This is a genomic window from Streptomyces spiralis (genome assembly GCF_014654675.1).
Lineage (GTDB): Bacteria > Actinomycetota > Actinomycetes > Streptomycetales > Streptomycetaceae > Streptomyces > Streptomyces spiralis.
Genome location: NZ_BNBC01000017.1, coordinates 54,994 through 72,953 on the forward strand (window position 1 = coordinate 54,994; position 17,960 = coordinate 72,953).

14 protein-coding genes are annotated in these 17,960 nt (G+C 72.3%); 9 read left to right on the plus strand and 5 right to left on the minus strand.

Annotated features, from left to right (window positions below; all coding sequences use genetic code 11):
• Positions 1-188: 188 nt before the first annotated feature.
• Positions 189-1,829 carry a phosphoglucomutase (alpha-D-glucose-1,6-bisphosphate-dependent) gene (pgm, locus tag IE318_RS18970; protein ID WP_189901881.1) on the minus strand — a complete coding sequence of 547 codons (1,641 nt, stop codon included), beginning with the start codon at positions 1,827-1,829 and terminating at the stop codon, positions 189-191.
• Positions 1,830-2,018: 189 nt separating this feature from the next.
• Positions 2,019-3,041, minus strand: coding sequence for a GAF domain-containing protein (locus IE318_RS18975; RefSeq protein WP_189901883.1), 1,023 nt, complete (start codon positions 3,039-3,041; stop codon positions 2,019-2,021).
• Between the two features lie 795 nt (positions 3,042-3,836).
• Between IE318_RS18975 and IE318_RS18980 the strand changes: the two genes are divergently transcribed.
• From IE318_RS18980 to IE318_RS19020, 9 genes are all read left to right on the plus strand, one after another.
• Positions 3,837-5,789: a beta-ketoacyl synthase N-terminal-like domain-containing protein gene (locus tag IE318_RS18980; protein WP_229903593.1), complete on the plus strand. Its 1,953-nt coding sequence runs from the start codon at positions 3,837-3,839 to the stop codon at positions 5,787-5,789.
• On the plus strand, positions 5,786-7,534 hold the full coding sequence (locus IE318_RS18985; RefSeq protein ID WP_189901887.1) for an AMP-binding protein: 1,749 nt from the start codon (positions 5,786-5,788) through the stop codon (positions 7,532-7,534). The genes IE318_RS18980 and IE318_RS18985 overlap by 4 nt, the downstream gene beginning before the upstream one ends.
• 68 nt (positions 7,535-7,602) lie before the next feature.
• Positions 7,603-8,787: an FAD-dependent oxidoreductase gene (locus IE318_RS18990; RefSeq protein ID WP_189901889.1), complete on the plus strand. Its 1,185-nt coding sequence runs from the start codon at positions 7,603-7,605 to the stop codon at positions 8,785-8,787.
• A 322-nt stretch (positions 8,788-9,109) separates the two neighbouring features.
• Complete coding sequence (locus IE318_RS46140; RefSeq protein WP_189901892.1) at positions 9,110-11,794, plus strand: nitrate- and nitrite sensing domain-containing protein; 2,685 nt, start codon at positions 9,110-9,112, stop codon at positions 11,792-11,794.
• Between the two features lie 12 nt (positions 11,795-11,806).
• Positions 11,807-12,238, plus strand: coding sequence for a roadblock/LC7 domain-containing protein (locus tag IE318_RS19000; RefSeq protein WP_030173566.1), 432 nt, complete (start codon positions 11,807-11,809; stop codon positions 12,236-12,238).
• Positions 12,231-12,605 carry a DUF742 domain-containing protein gene (locus tag IE318_RS19005; protein ID WP_189901894.1) on the plus strand — a complete coding sequence of 125 codons (375 nt, stop codon included), beginning with the start codon at positions 12,231-12,233 and terminating at the stop codon, positions 12,603-12,605. The genes IE318_RS19000 and IE318_RS19005 overlap by 8 nt, the downstream gene beginning before the upstream one ends.
• Positions 12,586-13,182, plus strand: a complete 597-nt coding sequence (locus IE318_RS19010) for a GTP-binding protein (RefSeq protein ID WP_030173560.1) — start codon at positions 12,586-12,588, stop codon at positions 13,180-13,182. The genes IE318_RS19005 and IE318_RS19010 overlap by 20 nt, the downstream gene beginning before the upstream one ends.
• 95 nt (positions 13,183-13,277) lie before the next feature.
• Positions 13,278-14,015, plus strand: coding sequence for a DUF4142 domain-containing protein (locus IE318_RS19015; protein ID WP_037868499.1), 738 nt, complete (start codon positions 13,278-13,280; stop codon positions 14,013-14,015).
• Positions 14,016-14,077: 62 nt separating this feature from the next.
• Positions 14,078-14,755: a GPR1/FUN34/YaaH family transporter gene (locus IE318_RS19020; RefSeq protein WP_030173554.1), complete on the plus strand. Its 678-nt coding sequence runs from the start codon at positions 14,078-14,080 to the stop codon at positions 14,753-14,755.
• A 28-nt stretch (positions 14,756-14,783) separates the two neighbouring features.
• Here IE318_RS19020 and IE318_RS19025 read toward each other — a convergent pair whose 3' ends face one another.
• The 3 genes from IE318_RS19025 to IE318_RS19035 all read right to left on the minus strand — a co-directional run bounded on the left by IE318_RS19025 (position 14,784) and on the right by IE318_RS19035 (position 17,956).
• Positions 14,784-15,152: a hypothetical protein gene (locus IE318_RS19025; protein ID WP_030173551.1), complete on the minus strand. Its 369-nt coding sequence runs from the start codon at positions 15,150-15,152 to the stop codon at positions 14,784-14,786.
• Positions 15,149-16,828 carry an aa3-type cytochrome oxidase subunit I gene (gene ctaD / locus IE318_RS19030; RefSeq protein WP_189901896.1) on the minus strand — a complete coding sequence of 560 codons (1,680 nt, stop codon included), beginning with the start codon at positions 16,826-16,828 and terminating at the stop codon, positions 15,149-15,151. The genes IE318_RS19025 and ctaD overlap by 4 nt, the downstream gene beginning before the upstream one ends.
• 168 nt (positions 16,829-16,996) lie before the next feature.
• A complete protein-coding gene (locus tag IE318_RS19035; RefSeq protein ID WP_030173545.1) occupies positions 16,997-17,956 on the minus strand; it encodes a LysR family transcriptional regulator in 960 nt (319 codons plus the stop codon).
• Between the last annotated feature and the right edge of the window lie 4 nt (positions 17,957-17,960).

The window sequence follows — 17,960 nt, forward strand, 5'->3', positions numbered from 1 at the left end:
GAAGGGTGAAAGTCTGGAATCGTGTCGCGCGGGCCGGCCGGCGCTCGGGTCCGGGCGGCGCCCCGCCGCAAACGCGTCGGTCCGGGCGAGGACTGCCCCCGCCCGGACCGACGTACACCCCTGTCGTCCTCCTGCCGTCCTCCCGTCGCCATGCGTCCGTTCCCGCGGCGTACGCCGTCCCGGGCCGGTCAGCCGCCCAGCGCCGCCAGGACCACCTGCTTGGCCTCGTCCTGGACCCGGCGGAGGTGGTCGGCGCCCCGGAAGGACTCCGCGTAGACCTTGTAGACGTCCTCGGTGCCCGAGGGACGCGCCGCGAACCAGGCGTTCTCGGTGGCCACCTTGATGCCGCCGATGGAGGCGCCGTTGCCCGGGGCCTCGGTGAGCACGGCGGTGACCGGCTCCCCGGCGAGGGTGTCGGCGCTGACCTGGGCCGGGGACAGCTTGGCCAGGCGTGCCTTCTCCTCCCGGGAGGCGGGCGCGTCGATGCGGGCGTAGGCGGGTTCGCCGAAGCGCGCGGTGAGGGCCGCGTAGTGCTCGGACGGCGTCCTGCCGGTGACGGCCGTGATCTCGGAGGCGAGCAGGGCCAGGATGATGCCGTCCTTGTCGGTGGTCCACACCGAGCCGTCCCGGCGCAGGAACGACGCCCCGGCGGACTCCTCGCCGCCGAAGCCGAGCGAGCCGTCGACCAGTCCGTCCACGAACCACTTGAAGCCCACGGGGACCTCGACGAGCCGGCGGCCGAGGTCGGCGGCGACCCGGTCGATCATCCCGGAGGACACCAGGGTCTTGCCGACGGCCGCCTCGGCGGGCCACTGCGTGCGGTGGGCGTAGAGGTAGGAGATGGCGGTGGCCAGGTAGTGGTTGGGGTTCATCAGCCCGCCGTCGGGAGTGACGATGCCGTGCCGGTCGGCGTCGGCGTCGTTGCCCGTGGCGATCCGGAACCGGTCGCGCTGCTCGATGAGGGAGGCCATCGCGTACGGCGAGGAGCAGTCCATGCGGATCTTTCCGTCCCAGTCCAGCGTCATGAACCGCCAGGTGGGGTCGGTGAGCGGATTGACCACGGTCAGGTCGAGGCGGTGCTGTTCGGCGATGCGGCCCCAGTAGGCGACGGATGCTCCGCCGAGCGGGTCGGCGCCGATGCGCAGGCCGGCGTCGCGGATCGCGTCCAGGTCCAGCACGCTCGGCAGGTCCGAGACGTAGGCGCCGAGGAAGTCGTGGCGGCCGGTGCCGGGGGCGGCGAGCGCCCGGGTGTAGGGGATGCGCCGTACGTCCTTCAGCCCGGCGGCGATGATCTCGTTCGCCCGGTCCTGGATCCAGGAGGTCGCCTCGGAGCCGGCCGGGCCGCCGCTCGGCGGGTTGTACTTGAAGCCGCCGTCGCCGGGCGGGTTGTGGGAGGGGGTGACGACCACGCCGTCGGCGAGGTGCGAGGTACGGCCCCGGTTGTGGGTGAGGATGGCGTGCGAGACAGCCGGGGTGGGGGTGTAGCCGTCCGCTGCGTCGATGAGCACGGTGACGTCGTTGGCAGCGAAGACCTCCAGCGCGGTGACCTTCGCCGGCTCGGACAGGGCGTGCGTGTCCGCGCCGAGGAAGAGGGGGCCGTCGGTGCCCTGCCCGGCGCGGTACTCGCAGATGGCCTGGCTGGTCGCGGCGATGTGGTCGTCGTTGAACGCCGCCGCCAGGGACGAGCCGCGATGGCCGGACGTGCCGAACGCCACGCGCTGGCCCGGTTCGGCCGGGTCGGGGTGGAGAGCGTAGTACGCGGTGACCAGCCGGGCGACGTCGATCAGGTCCTCGGGCCCGGCCGGCCTGCCCGCTCGTTCCTGCTGCATGGCGCACTCCTCGCGTTCGATCGTGTATCCGCTCGCGATGTCATCTTCCCCCCTCGCCGGAGCGCGGGCGCACCGGCTCGGCAGCGCGGCGACCGGCGGGGCCGGGGGTGCCTCCCGGCCGCAGGCCGGGGGGAGGGACTTGCGCAACCGGCCCTGGGTGCGGGGCTGCCGGGCGCCGCGCGGGGACCGTCACCTCAGGGGCATGCCGTCGGACAGCGCTCCGCCGCCCAGTTGCTCGAACCGCTGCTGGACATTGGCCGCGAAGGCCTGCGACTCGGCGCCGCCGTAGCCCTGTCCGCCGGCGTTCATCGCCACCGTCAGGACGCCCTTGAAGGGCGCGCTGGGGGAGGTACGCACCGGTGTGCACAGGAAGTTGAAGTCCTGGGGTGCCGGGGAGTCGTAGGTCCTCAGGGAGACCCGGGGCACCGTGGTGGGCCGGCCGGTGCGCAGCGCGTCGTCCATCGCCCTGAACACGCCGACCTCGTCCAGGCCGGGCAGCACCCTGCGGCCGAGGCTGAACTGGGGCACCATGCCGAAGGCCTGGCCCTGCTTGCCGTTGGCGTAGCGCAGCAGGTGCTCGGGGCCCTCGGTGAGCATGATGGGGAAGGGCGCGCCGTCGAACACCGCGAACAGCTCCTGCTGCTGGGCGAGCAGGCTGTCGCGCAGCTTGAACTCGGACAGCAGGGTCTCGGTGAGTTCCTGCATGCCCTGCCTGAGCTGGCGGTCCCAGGTGCGGGGCTTGAAGTCGGCGACGCACACGGTACCGAGGATCACGCCGGTGTTGTCGCGCAGCGGAGTGCCCAGGTAGGAGCGCACGCCCAGGTCGTTGACCAGGGCGTTGCCCTTGAAGCGCGGGTAGTCGAAGACGTCGTCCAGGGCGAGCTGGGACTGCTGGGCGACCACGTGGGGGCAGAAGCCGTAGTCGCCGGGTGCCTCGCGGGCGAGGTTGCTCAGGTCGAACGGGATTCCGCCGCCCGCGGTGTCCACGGGGTCCTCGTCGGAACCGGTGGGCACGAACATGCCGCGGAACATCTGCCGCTCGTCGTTGATGAAGTTGACCATGGCCAGCGGGGACTGGGTGAAAGTGGCCGCGAGGCGCGCGACGCGGTCGAACGTGGCCTCCGCCTCGACCGTGTTGAGGCCGAGAATCCTCAGCCGGTGCGTCCGCTGCTCGCCGGCGGCGTGCTGCTGTTCGGGTGACAGGGAATCCATGGGGTCAGATCAAAGCAGAGTTCCGGCCCCCTGTGGATCACCACTCCCGGTCATTTCCGCCCCACCCGTCCCGCCGTCAACGCCTGTGCGGGCGACAGTACTTGGCTTCCGCGCCGGTCACGGTGGGGCGCTCCGGTCACTACCGGGCAGGACCGGCACGTGCCCATTCGGGGATTCTGTCCAAACTTTTCGATGTTTCAACGCCCAGCGATCACTTCCCGTCAATCTTTGAACGCCCAGCGAACCGAAACGATTTTGCCCCCGACAATCGTGCGGTGGACTTGCTGTCGACACTGACGCGTTCAGTCCGGCACGACACCAGGCACTCGAATACTAGTTCGAAATTGGGAAGGGTGAGGCGGGTGCACGGTCCCCGGTCCGGGCCCGAGCAGTGCGTGCGTCGAGACCGTCGGCCCCGCTTCCTCGGGCGGGCGCCACACCGTCGGCCCCCTGTCCCCGCATCGGTTTTACGCCACGACTCTCGCCTGCCGTGATCGCGCGGCCCGGAGGCGGCGGCCGCCCGTCGCCCTGAACGCGGTGGCGCCCCCGCAGGTGCACTCCCGGCGGTGCACGGCCGGAGGTACCCGCGCGACGGGACCGCCCACACGAGGGGACCACCCACACGAGGGGACCGCCCACACGACCGGTTCGCGAGATTCCCTTCTCCGCCGTCCTCGTTCCGGGACGGTTGCTCAGCCTCTGCCAAGTGACGTATGCGTGCGGAAAGTTGCGATGGGGCAAGATCGACTGCGCCAGGGCGTAGGAGTCGTGGCGACGTATGAACGGAGTTCTCTCATGAACAGGTCCGACGTGGACGCTCGGTCGGTCGCGGTGATCGGCATGGCCTGCCGGCTGCCCGGCGCCGCCACGCCCGGTGAACTGTGGGCTCTGCTGCGGGACGGTGTGGACGCCACGAGCGAGACGCCTCCTGAACGTTACGACGTGGACGCCCTCCACTCCCCCGGCGCCGGCCCCGGTCGCATAGCCGCCCGCCGCGGCGGCTACGTGGACCGGGTGGCGGAGTTCGACGCGGAGTTCTTCGGGATGTCGGCCACCGAGGCCACCGAACTCGACCCGCAGCAGCGGCTGTTGCTCATGACGGCCTGGGACGCGCTGGAGGACGCCGGGCAGCGCCCCGACCGGCTGGCGGGCAGCCGGTCCGCCGTCTTCGTCGGCAACGCCCGCGCCGACCACCTGGAACTCGCCCTGCGCCGCGGCCCCGAGTCGGTGACGGCCGCCCAGCTCAACAACTTCCGGTCCCTGCTGTCCGCCCGCCTGTCCCACTTCTTCGACCTCCGCGGCCCCAGCGTCGTGGTGGACACCGCCTGTTCGTCCTCGCTGGTCGCCGTGCACCAGGCCGTGCGGAGCCTGCGCGCCGGGGAGAGCCCGCTGGCCCTGGCCGCGGGGGTGAACCTCGCGCTGCGTCCGGACGAGGGCCTGGTCCTCACCCACGCCGGCGCGATGGCCGGCGACGGACGCAGCAAGTTCGGCGACGCGGGCGCGGACGGCTACTCCCCGAGCGACGCGGTGGCCGTCGTCGTCCTCAAGCGCCTGACCGACGCGCTGGCCGACGGCGACCGCGTCCGCGCGGTCATCCGGGGCAGCGCGATCGGCAACGACGGCCGCACCAGCGACTCGGTGCTCAACCCCTCGCTCCAGGGCCAACTCGACGTGCTACGCTGGGCGTACGAGGACGCCGGCGTGGACCCGGCCGACGTCGACTACGTCGAGGCGCACGGTTCCGGCTCGCCGGCCCTCGACCCGCTGGAGCTGAGAGCGCTGGGCGAGGTGCTCGGCGCGGGACGGCCCGCCCACCGGCCGCTGCTGGTCGGCTCGGTCAAGACCAACGTCGGGCACGCGGAGGCCGCCGGCGGCATGGCCGGGCTCGTCAAGGCCGTGCTGTGCCTGGAGCACGGCCAGATACCGGCCAGCCTGAACCTCGACACCCCGCACCCGGGCGTCGACTGGGACAGCCTGCCGCTGGAGGTGCCGGCCAAGCTGCGGGATCTGCCCGACCCGGGCCGGCCCGCCGTCGTCGGGGTTGGCGGTCAGGGCTCGTCCGCGCTCAACGCCCACGTGGTGCTCGGCCAGGCCGACGCCCCGGCCGCGCCGCCCGCCGGCGAGGCGGACACCACGCCGTACGTCCTGGCCGTGTCGGCGCACAGCCCCGCCGCCCTCGAGGCGCTGGCCTCGGCCTACGCCGCCTATCTGCGTCCGGGCGGCGAGGGAGCCTCGTACGCGCTGCGCGACATCTGCTACAGCGCGGCCACACGGCGGCAGCACCACGCGCACCGCATCGCGGTGGTCGGCCGCACCCACGAGGAGCTGGCGGACGCGCTCACCGGGGCCCCGGGGCTGGGCGGGCGGCCGCTGTCTGCCGTCGCCGACCGCTACCGCGCGGGCGAGGAGCCGGACTGGGAGGCGGTGTTCGGCACGCCGGGCCGCTACGTCCCGCTGCCCGCCTACCCCTGGCAGCTGCGCCGGTACTGGCCGGGCGAGGAGCACGGCGACGGGCACGGCGACGCCGGCGACCTGGCCTCCTGGGTGCTGCGCGAGCACGCCCGCACCGGTTTCGACGACGGCTCCTCCCTCACCGACATCGGCATCGACTCGCTGGCGAAGCTGCGGATCGTCGTGGAACTGGCCAAGCGGTGCCGGCAGGAGGTCGACCCCGAGGAGTTCGGCCGGCTGCGCACCGTTGGCGAGCTGCGGCAGTGGACCCGGGCGCTGGAGGCGGCGGCCCGGTGAACACCCCCCAGACCCTCTACGAGTGGTTCGCCCGCACGGCCGCCGCGCACCCGGAGGAGCCGGCCCTGGAGGTCGACGGGTCCCGGCTGACCTACGGCGAACTGCGCGAGCGCGCCGAGCGGACGGCCGCGGACCTGGTCGCGGCGGCCGGCGGCACCCCGCCGCGCCGGGTCGGCCTGCTCGCCACCCGCTCGGTGACCGCCTACGCCGGTTACCTCGCCATCCTGCGGGCAGGCGCGGCCGTCGTCCCCCTGAACCCGGAGCACCCCACCGCACGAACGGCGGGAGTCGTCGAGGCGGCCGCCCTCGACCTCATCCTGACCGAAACCCCCGACGCCGCCGCAGCCCTCGGCGTACCCGTCCACACACCCGCTCCGCCAACCCCGGACGGAGCCGCCCCGGGCGCCACCACGGGCGGCCCCGGGGCGGACAGCTCGGCCGAGGAGGCCGGCAGGGCGGACAGGGCGAGCGGGCCCGAGCAGGCCGACGCGGTCACCGGAACCGGCACGGCGATCGGGGCCGCCCCCGCCACCGGGACCGGCGCGGGCACCGGGGCGAGCAGCGAGAGCCCGACCGGGGCTGCGAAGGCCGACAGGGCCGCAACGGCCGTCGGGGCAGACCGAGCGGCCGGGACGTCTCGACAAGTGGGGCCCGACGATGTCGCGTACATCATCTTCACCTCCGGTTCGACCGGGGCGCCCAAGGGGGTGCCGGTGCGGCACCGGAACATCTGCGCCTATCTGGAGCAGGTCGCCGGGCGGTACGACATCGGCCCGGGCAGCCGGCTGTCGCAGACATTCGAGCTGACGTTCGACGGCTCCGTGCACGACCTGTTCGTCGCGTGGGCGGGCGGCGGCACCCTCGTCGTGCCCCGGCGCAGCCAGTTGCTGTCCCCGGTCAGAACCATCAACAACCTGCGCCTGACGCACTGGTTCTCGGTGCCGTCGCTGATCACGTTCGCCTCCCGCCTGGGCACCCTCGCCCCCGGCAGCATGCCGACGCTGCGCTGGAGCGTCTTCGGCGGCGAGCCGCTCACGCTGCAGGCGGCCCGCGAGTGGCGCACCGCCGCTCCGGGCAGCCGCCTCGAAGTCCTCTACGGCCCCACTGAGGTGACCATCTCCTGCACCGCCTACCGGTTCCCCGAGGACATCGCCGACTGGCCGCACACCCCCAACGGCACCGCGCCGATCGGCACCGGCCACCCTGCCCTGGAGCTGATGCTGCTGGGCGAGGACGGCCGGCCGGGCGACACCGGCGAGCTGTGCGTGCGGGGCCCGCTGCGCTTCGCCGGATACCTGGACCCCGCGCACGACGCGGGCCGCTTCCTCACAGAGGACCTCCGGCCGGCCGGCGACGGGCCGCCGGAGCAGCGGCACTGGTACCGGACGGGAGACCGGGTCACCGTGCGGGACGGCCGGCTCGTCCATCTCGGTCGGACCGACCACCAGGTCAAGATCCGCGGTCACCGGATCGAGCTGGGCGAGATCGAGGCCGCGCTGCGCGGGCAGCCCGGGGTGCGGGACGCGATCGTGGTCACCGTGCCGGCCGCCGACGGCGAGCCGGAGCTGCGGGCCGCGGTGAGCGGCCAGGGCTGCGTGCCCGACCGGCTGTACACGGCCCTGGGCGACCGGTTGCCGCCGTACATGATGCCCAGCCGGATCACCGTCCTGGACCGGCTGCCCCTCAACCCCAACGGCAAGATCGACCGCCGGGCCGTGCTCACCGAACTCGGGTGCGCCCGCTGAGTTTTCCCGGCCTTCCCTCTTCCCTGTCCCCGACCATCGTCCACCGACGTCCGTTGTGAGGCATCCGCATGTACGACGCCATCGTGGTGGGGGCGCGCTGCGCCGGCGCGCCCACCGCCCTGCTGCTGGCCCGCGCGGGACACCGGGTACTCCTGCTCGAGAAGGCGGCGTACGGCTCCGACACCCTCTCCACCCACCTGATCCACCAGCCCGGCGTCGCCGCGCTCGCCCGCTGGGGCCTGCTGGAACGGGTGCGCGCCTCGGGCTGCCCGCCCATCGAGCGCGCGGTCTACGAGGTCGCCGACGTCCACATCGAGGGCTGCGCCCGGGGTGTGGAGGGGCAGCGGGCGGGGTTCGCCCCACGGCGGCACGTGCTGGACGCCCTCCTGGTGGACGCGGCCGTCGAGGCGGGCGCCGAGTTCCGCGAGCACTGCCGGGTGACCGGTCTGCTGCGCGACGACAGCGGCCGGGTCGTCGGCGTCGAGGGCAGGCACGGCGGGCGCGCGTTCACCGAGCGCGCCCACCTGGTGATCGGCGCGGACGGGATGCGCTCCGCGGTCGCCCGGCTGGCGGCGGCGCCATACACGGTGCAGGACCCCCGGCTGACCTGCGCCTACTACACCTACTGGCAGGACGTCCCGGCCGATCTGGAGCTCTACGAGCGGCCCGGCGGCTGGGTGGCCACGGTGCCCACCCACGAGGCGGCGACCCTGGTCCTGGCCTACTTCCCCCAGTCCCGCTTCGAGGAGGTCCGTACCGACGCGTGGCGCGCCTACCGGGAGCAGATACGCGCCACCGCGCCCGCCCTGCACGAGCGGCTGGCGGACGCGAGACCGGTGGAGCGGCTGCACGGCAGCGGCGACCAGCAGAACTTCTTCCGGCAGCCGACCGGACCCGGCTGGGTCCTGGTGGGCGACGCCGCGCACCACAAGGACTCCATCACGGCACGCGGGATCAGTGACGCCTTCCAGCAGGTCGAGGATCTGGTGGCCGCGGTGAGCGGCACGCTGGGCGGCGATCCGGTGCTCCTGGACGCCGCGCTGAGCCGGTTCGCCGAGGACGGCAGGGCACGGCTCGCACCGGGCTACGAGGCCACGCTCGGCGCCGCCCGGCTGGACCCGCACGAACAGCGGCTCTCCCTGCTGCGGGCGGTGCAGTCGGACCCGGAACTCACCGCGATCTACCTCGATCTGGTGGCCGGCATCGCCTCCGCCTCGGACCTGTACACCCCGCGGCTTCTCACGCTGCTGTGAAGGGTGCCAACCATGTGGAGATACAGGCCAGTTGCCGCAGACCGCATATGACGCTGCGCGATGATCCTGATACCGTGCAGCTCGCGCCGACCTCGATCACGGTGAGCCACCAGGCCGCAGCGCGGGGATCGTCCAACGTCGAGCGCACCTGCCCGCACCGCTGTACCGCTGCTGTACGAGGAATCAGATGCCAGGCACCCGCGACCGGCGGACACGTCACCGCGCCGCTTCCCCCCGATCACTGCGATCCTCGTTCGTCCTCCCCTTCGTCATTCCCGCGGTCTGTCTCAGCGGCCTGTGGGGGTACACGGCGGCCGGACTCGTGGACGACCAGGTCCTGTTGCACACCGAGGCCGACCACGTCACGTCCCTCGCCCGGCCCGCGCAGGAACTGCTGTCGCGGATCCAGGACGAGCGCCGGCTGACCGCCGTCTGGCAGGCGGCGCGCACGGACGCCGCCCGGGCGGACCTGGACGCGGCCCGCAAGAAGACCGACACCGCCCTCGCCGAGTACCACCGGCAGGCGGACGGCGCGGACACGGCCACGCTGCGGCGCCGGGCCGGGGCGTTCGACGGCGCGCTGGCGTCGCTGGCGGACCGCCGGTCCGCGGTCGACGCGCGCAAGCTGTCGACCGGCGACGCCTTCACGTACTTCACCGACGCCGCCTCCCAGGGCCTGGCCCTGCTCACCGCGGCCGTACGCAGCGACGACGGAACGCTGGAGCGCGCCGGCACCGCGACCGTGGCGCTGGCGCAGATCACCGAGATGCTGGCGCGCGAGGACACGCTGGTCTCCGCGGCCCTGCCCGCCGGCCGCATCGCGGAGGCCGACCGCATCCGCTTCGGCGAGTACCTGGGCTTCCAGCGGGCCGCACGGGCGGGACTGATCGCCGAGGACCTGCCCGGCGACGCGGCCGCCGGCTACGCGCGGATCACCTCGGGCACGCAGTGGGCCACGGTCGGCTCGGTGGAGGACGCCGTCACCGGCGGCCGGGGCACCGCTCTGCCGCAGCGCGCCACCGGCTGGCCGGCCGCCGCGGACAGCGTCGTGGGTGACGCCCAGGCGCTGGGCGCCACCTCCCTGGAGGCGTGGGCCGGCCATGCCTCGGACCGGGCCGACGACCTGCTGCTGGCCACCCTGCTGGGGACGGCGGCCACGCTGGCGGCGCTGGCCGCCGCCGCGGTGCTGGCGCTGCGCATCCGCCGCTCGGCGACCGGCCGCCTCGTCGAGGCCGACCGCCTGGCCGAGCAGCTGTCCGAACTCCGGTCGAGCGCCGAGCAGCTGGCGGGCTACCGGCTCCCCGAGGTGCTGGGCCGAATAGAACGCGGCGAGCGGATCGACCCGGCCGTGCTCACCCCGCAACGTCAGCAGGCGGGCGACGAGATCGGGCGGCTGTACTCGGCCGTCGACCAACTCGCGCACGTCGCCGCCCGGTCCGCGCTGCGTCAGTCCCAGGGCCGGGAGGGCTCGGACAAGGTCGTGGGGCAGCTCATCCGGCGCGCCCAGGTGCTGATCCACCGGCTGATCGCGCTGCTGGACGACCTCGAACGCAAGCACGAGGACTCGGACCTGCTCAAGGACATCTTCCGCGTCGACCACCTGGCCACCCGGGTACGGCGGCACGCGGAGAACCTGATGATCCTCAGCGGTGCTCCGCCGAGCCGCCGTACGACCCAGCCCGTCGCGCTCACCGACGTGATGCGCAGCGCGGTGGCGGAGACCGAGCAGTACACCAGGGTCAGGGTGAAGAACACGCCGGCGGACCGGCGGGTGGCCCTGGCCGGCCGCGCCGTCGCCGACGTCACGCATCTGCTGGCCGAACTCATCGAGAACGGCACCAGCTTCTCCCCGCCGGACACCCAGGTGACGGTCAGCGCCACCCGGGTCGCCAAGGGCCTGGCCATCCATGTGGAGGACCAGGGCCTCGGCATGCCCGCGGACCTGCTGGAGCGGGCCAACCGGCTGCTCGCCGAGCCGCCCAGGGTCGACATGACCGTGTTCGGCGAGGACCCGCGTCTGGGGCACTTCGTGGTGGCACGGCTCGCCGAGCGGCACGGCATCAAGGTGGTGCTGCGCGAGTCGGACTACGGCGGCACGCTCGCCCTGGTGGTGATCCCCGTCCCGCTGCTGGAGGACACCTCCTCGCCCGTCGTCGACCAGCTCCAGTCGGCGGCGGTCGCCGCCGGCCGGGCCGTGGAGAGCGGGCCGGAACCCGAGCTGACGGGCGCCGGGCAGCACCCGGCCGCCGCCGGCCACGGCGCCCTGACGGGGGTGGGCGCCCGTGAGGCCGGCGCCGAGGGCGTCATCGTCCACACGGCGCTGCCGGACCACAACGGTTTCCCCGAGTACGGAGGTGCAGGCCTGTTGCCCCCCGCGTCGGAACACCCCGCGCCCTCGGCCCCGGAGCCGGCCCCGCCGATCCGGCCGGCCCCGCCGACTCGATCGGCCCAGCCGACTCGATCGGCCCAGCCGACTCGGCCGGCCCAGCCGGCACCACCGGCCCAGCCGAGACCACCGGTCCACCAGGCACCACCGGCCCAGTCGGCGCCGTCGGCCCGACGTACCGAGCCGGCCGGACCGGGCCCGCAGCCGCCCGGACAGACCGCGGAGTCCTACCGGCGGACGGCACCGCCGCCCGCACAGCCGCCGGTGCACCCGCCCGCGCGGCAGACCCCGGAGCCGTCCGGCGGACCCGGCGCGCCGGACACCCCCCGTCCGCTCACGACGCCCTCGGTCCTGCCGCAACGGGTCAGGGGGGCCAGTCTGGCCCAGCAGTTGCGCAGTCAGGCGGAACAGGCCGAGGACGAGCCCGAGAGCGCAAGCGACGACGACGTCATCTCCCCGCACGCGTCGGCCCGTGCGATGAGCGCCATCCACCAGGGGCTCAAGCGGGCATGGAGCTCCGAGAACGCCCAGGACGCCGAGTACGCCGAGGACGACGACACGCCGCACGGTGCGCACGGGCGGCCCAGCGACGCGGCAGGCCCCACTGCCCCTGAACTGTGAGGACGTTAAGCAATGACTGAGCAGGTACACACCGGACGTCAGCTCGACTGGCTCCTGGACGGTCTGGTGGACCGGATACCGGAGATCCGGTGCGCCATCGTGCTCTCCGGTGACGGTCTTCTGATCGGAAAGTCCAAGGACATGCTCCGCGACGACGCCGAGCACCTGTCCGCGGTGGCCTCGGGTGTGCACAGCCTCGCCCGCGGCGCCGCGCGTCACTTCCACAGCGGACGCGTGCAGCAGACGGTCATTCAGATGGACAAGGCGTTCCTCTTCGTCACGGCCGCGGGCAAGGGCGCCCGGCTGGCATCGCTCGCCTCGGAGGAAGTGGATGTGGGGATGATGGCGTACGAGATGGGCACGCTCGTCAAGCAGGTGGGCCAGTATCTGACGGCCGCGCCGCGCGTGCAGTCCCCGACCGGCGGCCCCGTTCAGGATGCCTGAGCCGCGCCGGCACGACGTCGAGCAGGCCGGGCGCTACTTACGGCCGTACGCCATCACCGGCGGACGCACCCAGCACAGCCAGTACGCGTTCACGCTGATCACACTGGTCGTGGCACGGTCGGCGCACGGGTCGGCCACGGGCCATCTGGAGCCGGAGTCGGCCCACATCCTCGACCTGTGCCGGGACCGTGCGCTGGCGGTCGCGGAGATCGCCGCACTGCTGGATCTGCCGGTGAGCGTGGTGAAGGTGCTCTGCGGCGATCTGCTCGACGCCTCGCTGATCCTGGTGCAGTCGCCGCCCGGTCAGGAGAGCCGGCCGAGTGTGGAACTCATCGAAAGGGTGATGGATGGTATCCGTCAGCTCTGAACCGGTCATGCCGACCGCGCTGAAGATCCTCATCGCGGGCGGCTTCGGGGTGGGCAAGACCACCATGGTGGCCGCGGTGAGCGAGGTGCCTCCGCTGGAGACGGAGGAGCGGATGACCGAGGCGAGCCTCGGCGTCGACGACCTGTCCGGGGTGGAGGGCAAGTTCTCGACGACGGTGGCGATGGACTTCGGCCGCATCACGATCGCGCCGGAACTGGTGCTGTACCTGTTCGGCACGCCCGGCCAGGACCGGTTCTGGTTCATGTGGGACGACCTGGCCACCGGAGCGCTCGGCGCGGTGGTCCTCGCGGACACGCGGCGGCTGGAGGCGTCGTTCGCCTCGATCGACTTCTTCGAGGCACGTGGCATCCCCTTCGCCGTGGGCGTCAACTGCTTCCACGGGCAGCGCGACTGCAGCGCCGAGCAGGTGCGGGCCGCGCTGGACCTGGACGCGTCCACCCCCGTGGTGCTGTGCGACGTGCGCGACCGCGCCTCCAGCAAGCAGGTCCTCCTCAGCGCCCTGGAAGCGGCCCGCGCCCGGGCGACCGCGGAACGTGATGTGACCTACGCCATATGACAGCCCGGAAGTTTTGCCCGGTGCGGTGATCGGTTCCCGCCGCGCGTCCGTACCACCTGGCGTACGAGCCGCTCGCGTCTGGAGGCAGCCTGCCCATGTCCCGCAGAACGATCGGAACCGCCTTCGTGGTCGGCGCGCTGGGTCTGACCGTCGCCGCACTCGGCTATCCCGCCGTGCTCGGGGTGCAGAACACCGCCGGCTCGCCCAGCCGCGTCATCGCCGACACACGGTACGGGCCGCTCACCGAGGCCGACCGTGACTTCGTCGTCAAGGTGCGCTCGGCCGGGCTGTGGGAGTACCCGCTGGGCGAGCTGGCGCTGAAGAAGGGGTCGACGCCGCAGATGCGGGAGGCCGGGAAGCATCTGATCGTCGGGCATGCCGGGCTCGACGAGATGTGCCGCAGGATCGCTCCCGAGCTGGGCATCACGCTGCCCAACCAGGCCAGCCCGCAACAGCAACAGTTCGTTCAGACCTCGGCCGCCCGGTCCGGCAAGGAGTTCGACGTCACCGCGGCGAACATCATGCGCGTCACGCACGGACAGATCTTCCCGGCGATCGCGAAGATCCGGGCCGGCACCGAGAACACGCTGGTGCGTCAGCTTGCCAACCTCGCCAACGACACCGTCCTCGACCACATCACCGTGCTGGAGGCCACCGGAGTGGTCGACTTCGGCCAGGTGAACTTCCGGCAGACCACGCCGCCGAAACTCCCGCAGGACCAGCTCACCCCGCCCCCGCCCCAGCCCGGTGCCCCGGTCGTCGCCCTCACCCCCCGCCCCGACCTGAACATCAACACCGCCTCCCCGGCACCGAGTCCGCCGACCGTCGGCTGATCAGGCCGGTCACGCGGGCGGTGCCGTTTCCCCCCGGTGCCGGTGGGTACGCGGCGAACGTGATGCCCACTCCGGAGGACGGCCCGGAGGCCGCCACCGTCACCGTCCGGCCGTACGGCAATCCGCTGCCCCTGGGGTTCTTCGCGTTCGGCATCGGCATGGTGCTGCTGGCCGGGGTCGGCCTGGGCGTGCTCACCGGCGACGAGGTGCGCTCCGCGGGCATCCTGCTCGCGGTGTTCGTCTTCCCGCTGGAGTTCCTCGCCGCCGTCATGGCCTTTCTGACCCGGGACACCGCCGCGGCGGCGGCGCTCGGGCTGTTCGCCACGTCGTGGGCCGCGCTGGGGGTGCTGCACATCGTCGCGCCCGACCAGCGGACCAGCACCGCCCTCGGCATGTACCTGTGCGCCTTCGCCCTCATGCTGCTGCCGCTGGCGGTGACCGGCTTCCTGGGCAAGGCGCTGCTCGGCGTGGTCCTGAGCGTCTCCACGCTGCGGGCCGCGCTGGCGGCCGCCTATCAGCTCGGCGCACCGCACGCACTCGAACTCGCCGATGCCGCCGCCGCGTTACTGCTGACGGCACTGGCGCTGTATGCCGGTACCGCCTTCCTCGTCGAGGACCTGCGGCAGCGCACGGTCCTGCCGGTCCTGCGCCGCGGGGACGCCCGGCGGGCGGTCGAGGAGGACCAGGACGGCCGGCGGACCGGCCGGGCGAGCGAGCCGGGCATCCGCAAGCAGTTGTGAAGGCGTCCCGCCCTGCGCGGGCAGCGCGTCAGGACTGTGTGACGGCGAGGGTGAGCAGTGCCGCCGCGGCCAGAACGGCCACGGCGGCGATCACGGACGCCACGCAGCGCGCCCGCAACCGCGCGTACCGCTCCTCGTACTCCCCGCGCAGGGCCCGGCAGCGGTCCGCGACGCGCTGCAGGTCCCCACGCGCCCGGACCAGGCAGTCGCGGACGTAGTGCTGTTCGATCTCCTCCCGCTGGGCGGTGGTCAGCCACTGCAGCGGCTCGGTGAAGGCGCGGGCCCGCTCCTCGGCCTCGGCGACGCGGGCCTGCCACAGCAGATAGCCCTCCACCTGGTTGACGACGTGGGCAGGTGAGACCGGCTCGTCGTCCGTGCGTCTCCGTGCGTCCGTCATGTCGGCAGGCCCAGGTTCTCCCGCTTGTCCGTGAGCGAGACCTCGGGATGGCTCATGTCGAAGGCCGGGGACTCGCTGCGGATCACGGGCAGGGTGACGAAGTTGTGCCGCGGCGGCGGGCATGAGGTCGCCCACTCCAGCGAGCGGCCGTAGCCCCAGGGGTCGTCGATCTCGATCTTCTTGCCGTACTTCGCCGTCTTCCACACGTTGTAGAAGAACGGCAGCGTGGACAGGCCCAGCAGGAACGAGCCGATGGTGGAGACCATGTTCAGCGCGGTGAAGCCGTCGGCGGCCAGGTAGTCGGCGTACCGGCGCGGCATGCCCTCGGCGCCCAGCCAGTGCTGGACGAGGAAGGTGGTGTGGAAGCCGACGAACAGCATCCAGAAGTTCATCTTGCCCAGGCGCTCGTCGAGCATCTTGCCGGTCCACTTCGGCCACCAGAAGTAGAAGCCCGCGAACATCGCGAAGACGACGGTGCCGAAGACCACGTAGTGGAAGTGCGCCACCACGAAGTAGCTGTCGGAGACATGGAAGTCCAGCGGCGGGGAGGCCAGGATGACGCCGGTCAGACCGCCGAAGAGGAAGGTCACGAGGAAGCCGACCGACCAGAGCATCGGCGTCTCGAACGACAGCGAGCCCTTCCACATCGTGCCGACCCAGTTGAAGAACTTCACCCCGGTCGGGACCGCGATCAGGAAGGTCATGAAGGAGAAGAACGGCAGCAGCACACCACCGGTGACGTACATGTGGTGGGCCCACACGGTCACCGACAGGCCCGCGATCGAGATCGTCGCGCCGACCAGACCCATATAGCCGAAGATCGGTTTGCGGGAGAAGACCGGGATGATCTCCGTGACGATCCCGAAGAACGGCAGCGCGATGATGTACACCTCCGGGTGGCCGAAGAACCAGAAGAGGTGCTGCCACAGCAGCGCGCCGCCGTTGGCCGGATCGAAGACGTGTGCGCCGAACTTGCGGTCCGCCTCCAGCGCGAGCAGGGCACCTGCCAGGACCGGGAAGGCGAGCAGCACCAGGATGCTGGTGAGCAGCACGTTCCACACGAAGATCGGCATGCGGAACATGGTCATGCCCGGCGCGCGCATGCAGACGATCGTGGTGACGAAGTTGACCGAGCCCATGATGGTGCCGAAGCCGGAGAGGGCGAGTCCCATGATCCAGAGGTCTCCGCCGATACCCGGTGAGTGCACGACGTCGGTCAGCGGGGAGTAGGCGAACCAGCCGAAGTCGGCGGCGCCCTGCGGGGTGAGGAAGCCGCCCACCGCGATCAGCGAACCGAGCAGGTACAGCCAGTAGGCCAGCATGTTCAGCCGTGGGAAGGCCACGTCCGGGGCGCCGATCTGCAGCGGCATGATCCAGTTCGTGAAGCCCGCGAACAGCGGCGTCGCGAACATCAGCAGCATGATCGTGCCGTGCATCGTGAAGAACTGGTTGAACTGCTCGTTCGACATGATCTGCAGGCCCGGACGGGCCAGTTCGGCCCGCATCAGCAGCGCCAGGATGCCGCCGAACACGAAGAACACGAACGAGGTGATCAGATACAGCGAGCCGATCGTCTTGTGATCGGTCGTCGTCGCCCATTTCACCACCACGGCACCGGCCCGCAGGCGGCGACGGGGACCGGCGGTTTCCGGCGTGATGTACTGAACGTCTGTCATGCGGCCCGTGACACGCTTTCTTGCGAAGACATGGATGCGTGAGTTCCGCGGGAATCCGCAGGGCTCGGCACCATCCTCGTGGCTCGGGCACGCACGGCACCGTCTGCCGTCGCCGGGATGGCCCAACAACGGGACGATTGCACCCGGTCGGCCTACACGGCGCGTGGGTCAGACGGGCCGGGCCGGCCGTTCGGGCCCGACCGCGTACGGCGGGAGCTGCGCCGGGCTCACCCGCTCCCCCAGCACCTCGGCCATGAACTGCACCAGCCACCGCTGGGAGGGGCTGCGGGAGGACTCGTGCCGGGCGTAGAGGGCGACCTCGATCGGCTCGGTCTCGAAGGGCAGCCGGACCAGCCGCAGCCGGTGGGACGCGGTGAAGACCTCGCCGACGTACTCGGGGACGATGGCGATCAGGTCGGTCTGTTCCAGCAGGTAGGGCAGCATCGAGAAGCGGGTGGCGTCGACCACCACACGGTCCAGCAGGTCGTGCGTGGCGAGAACGGCCCGCGGCACGACGTGCCCGCTGGAGCCGAAGACGGTGGCGTGGTGCTCGGCGGCGAGCTCCTCCAGGGTGACCGCCTCGCCCCGGATCCGGGGGTGGTCGGCGGCCACCATGCAGACGTAGCGCTCGTGGAAGAGCGGGATCCGCACGGTCCGGTGGGAGGTCAGCACCGGGGTGGCCACGAAGGCGTCGAGGTCGCCGCGGCGCAGCTGCTGCTCGGCGTCGTCCACGTCGAGCGGCCGGACGATGAACGACACCCGGGGCGCGCGCTCGCGGGCCGCCGCCAGGAGGCGGGGCAGCAGGGTGGCCTCGCCGAGGTCGGAGAGGGCCAGCGTGAAACGGCCCGGCATGGTGGCGGGGTCGAAGGCGTCGGCCTGGCGGATGGTGCCGTCGATCTCGGCCAGGGCCCGCCGCAGTGGCTCGTACAGCCGGCGGGCGCCGGCGGTGGGCGTCAGACCGCGTCCCGTGCGCCGGAACAGTTCGTCGTCGAAGTGCCGGCGCAGCTTGCCCAGGCTGTAGCTGACGGTGGGCTGGGTGACGTGGAGGGTCTCCGCGGTGGCCGTGACGCTGCCGGTCTCGTACAGCAGCACGAACACCCGCGCGAGATTGAGGTCGAAGCTCCGCATGGTC

Bases quoted from the DNA above. Each gene is read 5' to 3' on its own strand.
- IE318_RS19035 (WP_030173545.1), bottom strand. From the start codon at position 17,956: ATGCGGAGCTTCGACCTCAATCTCGCGCGGGTGTTCGTGCTGCTGTAC.
- pgm (WP_189901881.1), bottom strand. From the start codon at position 1,829: ATGCAGCAGGAACGAGCGGGCAGGCCGGCCGGGCCCGAGGACCTGATC.
- IE318_RS19015 (WP_037868499.1), top strand. From the start codon at position 13,278: ATGTCCCGCAGAACGATCGGAACCGCCTTCGTGGTCGGCGCGCTGGGT.
- IE318_RS19020 (WP_030173554.1), top strand. From the start codon at position 14,078: ATGCCCACTCCGGAGGACGGCCCGGAGGCCGCCACCGTCACCGTCCGG.
- IE318_RS19000 (WP_030173566.1), top strand. From the start codon at position 11,807: ATGACTGAGCAGGTACACACCGGACGTCAGCTCGACTGGCTCCTGGAC.
- IE318_RS18975 (WP_189901883.1), bottom strand. From the start codon at position 3,041: ATGGATTCCCTGTCACCCGAACAGCAGCACGCCGCCGGCGAGCAGCGG.
- IE318_RS18990 (WP_189901889.1), top strand. From the start codon at position 7,603: ATGTACGACGCCATCGTGGTGGGGGCGCGCTGCGCCGGCGCGCCCACC.
- IE318_RS18980 (WP_229903593.1), top strand. From the start codon at position 3,837: ATGAACAGGTCCGACGTGGACGCTCGGTCGGTCGCGGTGATCGGCATG.
- IE318_RS19010 (WP_030173560.1), top strand. From the start codon at position 12,586: ATGGTATCCGTCAGCTCTGAACCGGTCATGCCGACCGCGCTGAAGATC.
- ctaD (WP_189901896.1), bottom strand. From the start codon at position 16,828: ATGACAGACGTTCAGTACATCACGCCGGAAACCGCCGGTCCCCGTCGC.
- IE318_RS19025 (WP_030173551.1), bottom strand. From the start codon at position 15,152: ATGACGGACGCACGGAGACGCACGGACGACGAGCCGGTCTCACCTGCC.
- IE318_RS19005 (WP_189901894.1), top strand. From the start codon at position 12,231: ATGCCTGAGCCGCGCCGGCACGACGTCGAGCAGGCCGGGCGCTACTTA.